The organism is Streptomyces sp. adm13(2018) (genome assembly GCF_008042145.1).
In the GTDB taxonomy this organism is placed as follows: Bacteria; Actinomycetota; Actinomycetes; order Streptomycetales; family Streptomycetaceae; genus Streptomyces.
This window is the reverse complement of the sequence record NZ_RDBH01000140.1, coordinates 60183-70595: the sequence shown is the minus strand read 5'-3', so window position 1 is coordinate 70595 and position 10413 is coordinate 60183. Positions and strand designations below refer to the sequence as shown.

7 protein-coding genes and 2 pseudogenes are annotated in these 10413 nt (G+C 74.6%); 5 read left to right on the top strand and 4 right to left on the bottom strand.

Annotated elements, in window-relative coordinates; all coding sequences use genetic code 11:
* A pseudogene (locus tag EAO70_RS27630) lies at positions 1 to 544 on the top strand (Dyp-type peroxidase); the annotation flags it as partial.
* Here EAO70_RS27630 and EAO70_RS39600 read toward each other — a convergent pair.
* Positions 520 to 693, bottom strand: coding sequence for a Dyp-type peroxidase (locus tag EAO70_RS39600; protein WP_261993084.1), 174 nt, complete (start codon positions 691 to 693; stop codon positions 520 to 522). The pseudogene EAO70_RS27630 and the gene EAO70_RS39600 sit on opposite strands and share 25 nt — an antisense overlap.
* A gap of 11 nt (positions 694 to 704) precedes the next feature.
* On the opposite strand from EAO70_RS39600, the pseudogene EAO70_RS27625 reads away from it, so the two are divergent.
* The 3 genes and pseudogenes from EAO70_RS27625 to EAO70_RS27615 form a co-directional block, all read left to right on the top strand.
* Positions 705 to 1496, top strand: a pseudogene (locus EAO70_RS27625) (family 1 encapsulin nanocompartment shell protein); the annotation flags it as partial.
* 36 nt (positions 1497 to 1532) lie between these two features.
* Positions 1533 to 2171 carry a DUF1345 domain-containing protein gene (locus EAO70_RS27620; RefSeq protein WP_261993083.1) on the top strand — a complete coding sequence of 213 codons (639 nt, stop codon included), beginning with the start codon at positions 1533 to 1535 and terminating at the stop codon, positions 2169 to 2171.
* 41 nt (positions 2172 to 2212) lie between these two features.
* A complete protein-coding gene (locus EAO70_RS27615) occupies positions 2213 to 3652 on the top strand; it encodes a phytoene desaturase family protein (protein ID WP_148005609.1) in 1440 nt (479 codons plus the stop codon).
* A 25-nt stretch (positions 3653 to 3677) separates the two neighbouring features.
* Here EAO70_RS27615 and EAO70_RS27610 read toward each other — a convergent pair whose 3' ends face one another.
* Complete coding sequence (locus EAO70_RS27610) at positions 3678 to 4142, bottom strand: GreA/GreB family elongation factor (protein ID WP_148005608.1); 465 nt, start codon at positions 4140 to 4142, stop codon at positions 3678 to 3680.
* A 241-nt stretch (positions 4143 to 4383) separates the two neighbouring features.
* On the opposite strand from EAO70_RS27610, the gene EAO70_RS27605 reads away from it, so the two are divergent.
* On the top strand, positions 4384 to 5037 hold the full coding sequence (locus EAO70_RS27605; RefSeq protein ID WP_148005607.1) for a maltokinase N-terminal cap-like domain-containing protein: 654 nt from the start codon (positions 4384 to 4386) through the stop codon (positions 5035 to 5037).
* Between the two features lie 94 nt (positions 5038 to 5131).
* Here the strand turns inward: EAO70_RS27605 and EAO70_RS27600 are convergent, their stop codons facing one another.
* The gene (locus tag EAO70_RS27600; RefSeq protein ID WP_148005606.1) at positions 5132 to 8080 is read right to left on the bottom strand and encodes a helix-turn-helix transcriptional regulator; all 2949 of its coding nucleotides are present in this window, start codon (positions 8078 to 8080) and stop codon (positions 5132 to 5134) included.
* A gap of 227 nt (positions 8081 to 8307) precedes the next feature.
* Positions 8308 to 10002 carry a S8 family serine peptidase gene (locus EAO70_RS27595; RefSeq protein WP_148005605.1) on the bottom strand — a complete coding sequence of 565 codons (1695 nt, stop codon included), beginning with the start codon at positions 10000 to 10002 and terminating at the stop codon, positions 8308 to 8310.
* Between the last annotated feature and the right edge of the window lie 411 nt (positions 10003 to 10413).

Below are 10413 nucleotides of genomic sequence, written 5' to 3'. Positions count from 1 at the left end.
CAGGGGGCCCCGCCACCGCGCCCCGGCCACCCCCGGTGACCTTCTGTTCCACGTACGCGCCCGGCGCATGGACCTCTGCTTCGAGCTGGCCCGGCTGATCACGGAGAGCCTGGGCGCCGCGGTCACCGTCGTCGACGAGGTGCACGGATTCGCGTACTTCGACGAGCGCGACCTGCTCGGATTCGTCGACGGCAGCGAGAACCCGGGGGGCCGGGTGGCGGCCGAGGCGACCCACGTCGGCGACGAGGATCCCGGCTTCCGCGGCGGCAGCTACGTCGTCGTCCAGAAGTACCTGCACGACATGCCGGCCTGGGACGCGCTCACCGTCGAACAGCAGGAGCGGGCCATCGGCCGCGGCAAGGCGTCCAACGTCGAGATGCCCGACGACGTCAAACCGCCCGACTCGCACGTCGCCCTCAACACCATCGTCGACGAGGACGGCACCACCCGGCAGATCTTCCGCGCCAACATGCCGTTCGGCCGGATCGGCGGCGGCGAGTTCGGCACGTACTTCATCGGCTACGCGCGCACCCCCGCCGTCACGGCGCGGGAGAAGTCGAGGATGCGGTCCGTGTTGCCCGGGGGGTCCCCGAGGAACATGCGGCGGAGCATGAGTTCGGTGACGGCGGGGGTGCGCGCGTAGCCGATGAAGTACGTGCCGAACTCGCCGCCGCCGATCCGGCCGAACGGCATGTTGGCGCGGCCGCGAACTCGCCCCGATCACCGCCGCCGCCTGGGCCGAGATCGAGGAGGAGGCCCGCCGCACCTTCCGCCGCAACGTCGCGGGACGCCGCGTCGTCGATGTCCCCGACCCCGGCGGCCCCGGCCTCGCCGCCGTCGGCRCGGGCCACCTCAGCGACATGGGGTCACCCGCCCCCGGCGTCACCGCGCGCCTCCGGGAGGCCCGGCCCCTCTTCGAACTCCGCGTGCCCTTCACCGTCGACCGGGCCGCCGTCGACGACGTCGAGCGGGGCGCGAAGGACTCCGACTGGCAGCCCGTCAAGGACGCGGCCCGGGCCATGGCGTTCGTCGAGGACCGGACGATCTTCGACGGATACGGGGCCGCCGGCGTCGACGGCCTCCGCGCCAGGTCATCCAACCCGGCCGTCCGGCTCCCCGCCGAACCGCGCGACTACCCCGACGCCGTCAGCCGCGCCCTGACCCGGCTGCGCCTCGCCGGAGTCGAAGGCCCCTACGCGCTGCTCCTCGGCGCCGACGAGTACCGCGCGGTCAGCGAGACCTCCGACCACGGCTACCCCATCGCCGCCCACCTCGGCCGCATGCTCGACGGCAAGCCCCTCTGGGCGCCCGCCCTGAGCGGCGGCTTCGTCCTGTCCACCCGCGGCGGCGACTTCGAACTGGTCCTCGGCCAGGACCTGGCCATCGGCTATACGAGCCACGACGCGACCGGCGTACAGCTCTACTTCCAGGAGACCCTGACCTTCCGCACCTACACGGACGAGGCCGTGGTCGTCCTGGAAGCGACCCCGGCCTGAGGCGCCGGAGTCCAGGGAACCGGGAGGCCCGACGCCGTGCACCACCGTCCGCTGCTGCTCTCCGCCGTACCCCGGCTGGCCCTCTCGGCGCTCGCCGGGGCGGCCGTCGGTGCCGTCATCGGCGCCACCGTCCACGTGCCCCTGGGCGTCCTCGCCGCGATCGCCGTCGCCGAGACCCTCTTCGTCGTCACCGGATGGACCGCGCTGTGGCCGATGGACGCGCCCACCACCCGGCGCAACGTACGCCGTGAGGAGTTCCGGCCCGCCGTCGAGGAACTGACCGTCGTGGGCACGGCGGTCGGCGGACTCTTCGGCATCGTCGTCCTGCTCCTGGTCGGCAGGTCCGACCTCGGCCACGCCGCCGCCGCGACCGCCCTCGCCGGGGTGTTCATGGCCTGGGCCGCGCTGCACCTGATGTACGCCACCCGCTACGCCTGCCTCTACTACCGGGAACCCGGCGGCGGCATCGACTTCAACTCCCGCGAACCGCCCCGCTACAGCGACTTCCTCTACTTCAGCTACAACCTCGGCATGACCTACCAGGTCTCCGACACCGACGTCTCCAGCACCACGATCCGCGCGGTCGCGCTCCGCCACTGCCTGCTCTCCTACGTCTTCGGCGCGAGTATCCTGGCCACCACCATCAACCTCGTCACGGGCATCGTCACGGGCTGAGGCCGCTCCGCACGGAGCCCCCGCCCCCGGGAGACCACGTCATGACCACGGCCGTCGTCGTCGGGGCCGGCCCCAACGGGCTCGCCGCCGCCGCCCTCCTCGCACGCGAGGGCATCGAGGTCACCGTCCTGGAAGCCGCCGAGGAGATCGGCGGCGGCACCCGCAGCTTCGAGGCCGTCCTGCCCGGCCTGCTGCACGACCACTGCTCCGCCATCCACCCGATGGCCGTCGCCTCGCCCGCCCTCCGCTCGCTCGGCGCCGAGCGCCACGGACTGCGCTGGCTGCTGCCCGAGATCGACTGCGTACACCCCCTGGACGACGGCACGGCCGGCGTCCTGCTCCGGTCGGTGGCGGAGACCGCCGCCGGGCTCGGCGCCGACGCGGCCCGCTACCGGGCCCTCCTGGAGCCCTCCGTACGCCGCTGGGACCTGCTGGCCGGCGACGTCATGGGCCCACTGCTCCGGATCCCGGCGCACCCCCTGCCGCTCGCCCGGTTCGGCCTGCCGACGATGCTGCCCGCCTCGGCCCTCGCCCGGCTCTTCCGCACGCCGCGGGCGCGGGCCCTGTGGGCCGGAGTCGCCGCGCACTCCTTCCGCCCGCTCTCCGAGCCGTTCGGCTCGGCCATCGGGCTGGGCATCCTCACCGCCGGCCACGCCGCCGGCTGGGCCGTCGCCGAGGGCGGCTCGCAGAGCATCGCGCGCGCCCTGGCCGCCGTGCTCGCCGAGCACGGCGGCGTGATCAGGACCGGCGTCCGGATCACCGACCGCGCCCAGCTGCCGCCCGCCGACGTCACCCTCCTCGACCTCGACCCCGGCCAGGTAGCGCGCCTCTACGGCGACCTGCTGCCGCCCAGGGTGGCCGCCGCCTACCGGCGCTTCCGGCGCGGCCCCGGCGCCTTCAAGGTCGACCTCGCCGTGGAGGGCGGGGTCCCCTGGACGGACCCGCGGGCGCGCCGCGCGGGCACCGTGCACATCGGCGGCACGCTCTCCGAAGTCGCCTTCACCGAAAGGGAGGTGACGAGAGGTCGGATGCCCGAGCGGCCCTTCGTGCTGGTCGGGCAGCAGTACCTCGCCGACCCCTCCCGGTCCGTCGGGGACGTCCACCCCGTCTGGACGTACGCCCATGTCCCGTACGGCTACGACGGCGACGCGACGGAGGCGGTCCTGCGGCAGCTCGAACGCTTCGCCCCCGGCGTCCGCGAGCGCGTCGTGGGCCTGCACGTCACCCGGCCCGCCGACTTCGCCGCCGCCAACCCCAACTTCGCCGGCGGTGACATCCTCACCGGCGCCAAGACCGTGCCCCAACTCCTCCTGGGGGCCCGGCCCGCGCTCGACCCGTACGGCACCGGACTGCCGGGCGTCTTCCTCTGCTCGGCCGCCACGCCACCCGGCCCCGGCGCCCACGGCATGTGCGGGGCGGGAGCGGCGGCCTCGGCCCTGCGGCACCTGGGCGCCGGGCCGCGCCCCCAGGTTTCGCCCTGACCCGCCGGGGCCGGGACGAGACGACCTAGCCGAGGGACAGCACGACCGCCGTGGCCGGACCCTCGGGCGTCACGTAGCTGACGGTGTCGCCCGCGCGGTGGCCGAGCAGGGCGCTGCCCAGTGGGCTGTCCGCGGTGACCATCGTCCGGTCGAGCACGGCCGCCACCTCGCCGATCTGCACGGTCGACTCCGTACCGTCGTCGAACCGCACGGTCACGCTGGTGCCCACGCCGACCGCGTCGGTGGGCGGGTCGCCCGCGACGGCCGCCTCGCGCAGCCGCCCCTCGATGTCCTCGATCCGGCGGTCGAGCCGGTCGAGGTCGTCGCCGCGCTCCAGCTCGTCGGCCTGGTCGGCCCGGTCGCCCGTCTGGTCGCCACCACCGTCCCGGAGGGTGACCGCGACGGCCTCCCGTTCGGTGCGGAGGTCGTCGAGCTCCCCCTCCAGTGCCTCGCGGGCGGCGGCGTTGATGGGCTCGGGTCCACCGGTCATTCCTGCTCCCCTGGTGCGGCGGCACGAGGACGTGCCGCGAGTCGAATGCGTTGTTTCCGCCATTATCGACCAGATCGCCGATCGGTGCCGTCACGCCCGCAGGGGGCGATGGGCCCGGATCCGGGCGGAAGACGGGCGCGCGAGGGGACCCCCGCTCCCGCCTGCACGGTCTGTTACGTTGCCGGTGCCCGGGCCACGGACGAGGTGGGCCGGACCCGCGAACGAGAGGGAGACCCGCGCGATGGCCGTCATCCACCAGACCACGCTGCAGCCCACCAAGCTCGAACTGCTCACCGAGTGGCTCCCCACCCGCCCCTGGTACCGCGGCGGGCAGCCGCGCCCGGAGCGGGTCGGCGGGTTCCGGCTCGACGACCCGGCGGGCGAGGTCGGCATCGAGTTCATGGTCGTGACCGACGGCGAGGGCGAGGACGCCGTCTCGTACCTCGTCCCGCTGGCCTACCGCGGAGAGCCCCTGGACGGCGCCGAGGCCGCCCTCGTCGGCACCTCCGAGCACGGCGTCCTCGGCAAGCGCTGGATCTACGACGGCGCCCACGACCCGGTGCTCGTCGCCCAGTTGTACGCCCTCCTCACCGGACGCGCCGAGGCCCAGGCCCAGTCGCAGACCGACGCACCGGACCACACGGTCGCCGTCGCGCGCCCGGCGGCCGCGGCCGCGGGAACGGCCGACGCGGAGCTCGTACGGGTCGCCGAAGGACCCGATCACACGGACGTGGAGGTCCGCGCCCCCGGCGCGCCCGCCCCGCTGACCCTGCGCATCCGGCGCGTACTCGCCGCCGGCACGGACGTGCCCGCCGACGCCGACGGGGGCATCACCGCCGAATGGCGGCGCGCCGACGGCACGACGGTCCGGGGCCTGTTCGTCGTCACCCCCTGACTCCCACGGCGGGGGCGGCGAAGTCCCGGCGCTTGAACGGACTGCGGGGCGGTGAAGTCCCGGCGCCACAAGGGGACTACGAGTGGCCTGGCCTCTACGGCCGCAGTGCCGTGGCGAGTTGGGCGCGCGACCGCACGTCCAGCTTCTGGTAGATCCTGGTCAGCCGCGCCTCGACCGTCTTCACGCTCAGGTACAGCTTCGCCGCCGCCTCCTGGTTGCTGGCGCCCTGGCCCACCAGCCGGGCGAGCCGCAGCTCGGCCTCGGTCAGCGAGGAGAGCGCGGGCAGCGCCTCCTCGCTTCCGGAGGCCGCCCCGGAACCCTCGCCCGCCGTGCCCGCGGGGGACTCGCACGCCAGGGCCAGCCAGGGGGCCGCTCCGGCCCGTTCGAACACCGAGGCCGCCGTCTGCAGGGCGCTCTGCGCCGCCGACCGGCGCCGTCTGCGCCGCTCCACCCGGGCCAGGGCGATCAGCGCCCGCCCCCGCTCCAGCGGCAGCCCGGCCCGGCCGAAGGCCTCGGCCGTGCGGGTGAGCAGGAGCACCGCCTCGTCCGTGCGCCCCTCCGCCGCCAGCCACAGCGCGTGCGCCCGGTCGCAGCCGAGCAGCACCGTCGACCGGCCCAGCCGGGCCGCCACCGGCCGCACCTCGTCGAGGAGGGCCAAGGCTTCGTCGCCCGCGTCGTGGGCGAGCAGCGCCTCGGCCAGCTCCTCGTGCCAGCGCAGCATCGACGGGTCCACGGTCGACTGGGCGCGCTCGTCGGCCTGGACGCGCCGCAGGGTCTCCAGGGCGGCGGCGACATCGCCGTTGATCAGCTGGACCCGGCCGAGCGCGTACCGGCTGCGGGACAGGAAGACCCGGTCGCCCTCCTCCTCCGAGGCCTGGACGCTCCGCCGCGCGTAGCTCGCCGCCCGGGCGAAGCTGCCGCCCGCCGTCTCCGCGAGGGCGAGGGTGTACCAGGCGGGCCCCGGCGAGAGGCCCGCCTCCAGGGTGAGGGCGAGCGACTGGCCCGCGTGCGCGAGCGCCGGCGCGCAGGCGCCCATGCGGGACTCGATCGCGGCCAGCGTGGAGAACAGCTCGATGGTGTCCTCGACCGAGCCGCGCCGCTGCACCAGGGGGAGCAGGGCGTTGAGTTCGTCGCGGGCGTCCGTCAGACGGTCGTCGAACAGGGCGTGACGGATCGTCAGAATCTGTGCGGCGTTGCGGATTCCGAGGGGACGCTCGGCCAGTTCCAGGGCGCGGGCCTGGGCGAGCACCGCCTCGGCGTCCGGTGCTCCGAGGGCCCGCTCCATCCGCGCCTGCACGGTCAGCGCCTGGGCCGCCGTGCGCGGGTCGCCCATGGAGGCGGCGAGCGCGGCCGATTCGACGGCCGCCGTCCGCGAGCGCTGCGGATCGCCGTCCGCCAGTACGTACTTGACGGCGAGCCGGAGCTGTACGGCGGCCCGCAGGGCGGTGTCGCCCTCCGAGTCCTCCATCGCGTGGACGTACATCTCGTCGAGGCTGGTCAGTCCCTGCCCGGCGGTGTCGAGGACGGCGAGCCGGGCCCTGACCCGGTCGGCGGGCACCGCGTCCCGGGCGAGGAGGTCGGTGGCCGCCCGCATGGCGAGGTCGGCGCGGGCCGCGCGGGCGGCCTCCTCGGCGGCGTCGACGAGTCGCGCGATCCGCCGCGTGCCGTGCCGGCCGGGCGTCGACTCGGCGGCGAGCAGGGCGAGTTCGGCGGCGAGCGCGCTGTTCCCGCGCCGCCGGGCCAGATCGGCGGCGTCCGCGACCTCGGCGGCGAGGTCCTCGTCCGGGCTGTCGGTGGCGAGCGCCCGGTGGCGTACCGCCTCCACGGGGTCGTCCACCACCTCGGCGAGGGCGGCGTGCCCGGCGCTCCGCTCGGCCCAACAGGCGTCGTGCACCAGGGTGGAGGGCAGCAGGCCCGCGGTGAAGGTCACCGAGCCGTCCTCGGCGAGCGACACGAGTCCGGCCCGCTCGGCCGCCGCGAGGTCGGCCTCCGCGTTGGGCCGGCCCGCCCGGCGCACCAGGGTCGAGGAGGGGCGCAGCGCGAGCGCCGCGAGCAGCAGCGTCTCGCGTACGGCGAGGGGCGCGGCGCCGAGGAGTTGCCGGGCGAGGTCGCGGGCGCGCCCGGAGAGCGTCAGTGCCTCGGCGTGGTGCACGGGGGTCCGGGCGTCGGCCAGCGAGCGGCCCACGGCGAGCGCGAGCCGGGGGTTTCCGCCGCTCGCGCGGTGGATGCGCCCGGCCATCCGGGAGGGCAGCCGGTGGTGGATGAGGAGTTCGGCGATCTCGTCGGCGTGCAGCGGAGGCACGAGCAGCACGTCGGCCTCGGACGGCACCCAGAGATGGGCGGCGTGCGGGTCGTCGGGGCGGTGCGGCGCGCGGTAGGGCTCGTGGGTCTCCCCGTACGGCTCCGGGGTCTCGACGGCCACCACCCGCAGCGCGGGCGGCGCCAGGTGCAGGGCGAAGCGGAGCAGGTCCGCGCTGTCCGCGTCGACGTGCTGGACCCCGTCGACGACGAGGAGCACGGGCCCCCGGCGGGTCAGCGTGCGGAGGATCTGCGCGATGCCGAGCCGGAGAGCGATCGGGTCCCAGCCGCCCGCGTCGAGCGGTGCCTCGCGGCAGAGCATGGCGACGGCGGTGCGCTGGGGGCCGGGTAGTTCGTCGAAGACGGCGGATGCCTCGGGCGCGGTGGACGTCCGCCCCGTGGACGCCTTGTCGGACGGGCGCGGTTCGCGGCGTCTGCCGCCGGGTCGCGCGAGGCTCACGGTCGCCGCCACCGAGGCCACCAGCGCGGCGGCCGACGCCCCGGGTATCTCGCGGTCGGAGGGCAGGGTGGCCAGCCACAGCACGGTCTCGCCGCGTGCCTCGGCCCGGGTCGCCGCGGCGAGCGCGAGTTCGGTCTTGCCGACGCCCGCGGGCCCGGTGAGCAGGGCGCGGCCCCGGGTCTGGAGGGCGCGTTCGAGGCGGGCGAGGAGTTCCTCGCGGCCCACCGGCGCGGGGGGTCCGCCGGGACCCGTGGGGCGCAGGCCGAGGTACGGAGCTGTCGTCACTGTCCATCACCTCCGGCGCGCTCGGGCCCCCGGCCCATGAGCCCCGTGGGCAGAGAATACGGAGCCCACGGGTGGAGTCCAGGCCCTGTGTCCGGCATTCGGACAGGGTGCCTGGCGGGCAAGGGGGCCGACACGCCAGGACGCGCCCGTGGTGTAGACCACGAGCGCGTCGCTGACCAGCAAGGATGCTGATGTGGGGGGTGGTTCGGTGGTGGAGCGGTGGCGCCTTAGAAGGTCAGGCTCCACGAGTTGATGTAGCCGGTGTCACCCGTGGCCACATCGCGGACCTGGAGCTTCCAGGTTCCGTTGGCGACCTCGCTCGACGCGTCGACCGTGTAGGTGGTCAGGACGTTGTCGGCGCTGTCCGAGGAGGACGAGGCCTTGAGGTTGCGCACGGTGCCGTCGGGGGCGACCAGGTCGATGACCAGGTCCCCGCGCCAGGTGTGCCGGATGTCCACGCCGACCTTGAGGGCGGCGGGGGCGTTGCCGGTGCGGCCGGAGACGACGATCGAGGACGACACGGTGGCGTTGTCGACGATGGTCACATCGGTCGCGTTGGTGAAGACCGAGCCCGGCGGCGTGGTGGTCGTCACTGCGTTGACGGTCTTCGCGGTGTCGGCGATGCCGGTGCCGCAGCCGCCGGTGCAGGTGCCGGGCAGCGGGCGGGCGTTGGTCTTGATCGCGGTCTCGATCTCGGCCGGGGTGAGGCTGGTCTTGGCCGACTTGAGCAGGGCCGCGAGGCCCGCGATGTGCGGGGCCGCCATCGAGGTGCCCTGGTAGGGCTTGAAGTTCTCGCTCGACTGGGTGGTCGCGCCCGAGTTCAGCGTGGAGTAGATGCCGTTCTCGGGGGTGGTGACGGTGCCGGGCGTGTCGGTCGCGCGGCGGGTCTCGCCGCCGGGCGCGGCGACGTCCACGATGCTGCCGAAGTTGGAGTAGTACGACCGGTTGCCCTCGCGGCTGGTGGACGCCACGTTGATGACGTTGGCGCAGTTCGCGGGAGTGAAGCCGGAGGCGTTGGCGTTGCTGTTGCCCGCGGCGACGACGACGGTGGTGCCGCGGGAGACGGCGCCGTTGATCGCGTTCTGGTAGACGCTCGGGCAGGTCGCGCTCGCGCCGCCGAGGCTCAGGTTGATGACCTTGGCCGGGGTGGCGTTGGCCGGGGCGCCCGGCACGGAGCCGCCGGAGGCCCAGGTGATGGCGTCCGCGATGTCGGCGGACGAGCCGCCGCACTTGCCGAGCACGCGCACGGGCTGGATCTTCGCGTTGTACGCGATGCCCGCGATGCCCTTGGTGTTGTTCGTGACGGCGCCGATGGTGCCGGCCACGTGGGTGCCGTGCCAGGAGGAGTTCGACGCCTTGGAGCCGGTGCCGCACTCGTTGTCGGTGGCGTTCCAGTCGCCCTCGTCCTTCGCGTCCGCGTCGCGGCCGTTGCCGTCGCGGGCGTCGGCGGAGGTCGAGATGAAGTCGTACCCGGAGACGATGTTGGTCGCCAGGTCCGAGTGGGCCGCGTAGCCGGTGTCGATGACGGCGACGGTGACGCCCGAACCGGTCGTCTTGTCCCAGGCGGCAGGAACGTTCATGCCGCCGGTGGGCTCGAACAGGTCCCACTGCTTGGCGTAGTCGGTGTCGTTCGGCGTGACCGCCATCGCGTAGGCACGGATGTCGGGCTCGACCGAGGCGACGGACGGGTCGGCGCGGAACGCGGCCATGACCTCGGTCACGTCCTGCTTGCTGGCGCTGTCGCCCAGGTCGACCAGGGCGCCGCCGCCGGCGAGACGACGCTCGAAGGAGAGCTTCTCGCCCGTCTTCGCGGCCTTCTCGGCCGTGTCGCTCTTCGCGGCGGTGTTCGAGCCGGCCTCGGCGGCCTGGCTCTTGTAGGTGACGATGACCTTCTCGACCGGGGCGCTGGGGAGCGCCCGCATGGTCTGCGAAGCCGGTGCGGGCTTCGGGGTGGCAGCGCCCGGGGCGGCGGCGATCGCCCCGGTCGTGGCAGCGGCGCCGAGGATCGCGGCGCTCGCGACCACGGATATGACTCTCCGCCTGGAACCGTTCAAGGTGTGGCCCTTTCGAGTACGACGTAGCTGCGGAGCAGTGGCGGCGGCGCGGGAGGCCAGGGCGAAGTGGGGTCGCTGTCCGGCATTCCCTGGGCTGGGGGGCCCGTGCGCCGCCACCGGCGCGACGGCCCGGGTCAAGGCCGTCCCCGGCGGATGCGACCCCTCCGCATGCACCTGTCAGGGTGCGGTCGGGGGGATGATATCTGCCGGTGCGGAGGACAGTAGGGAACGGGGGGGTGAACCCGATACGGGGAAAACCCTTGTCACCCCTCACGGGGC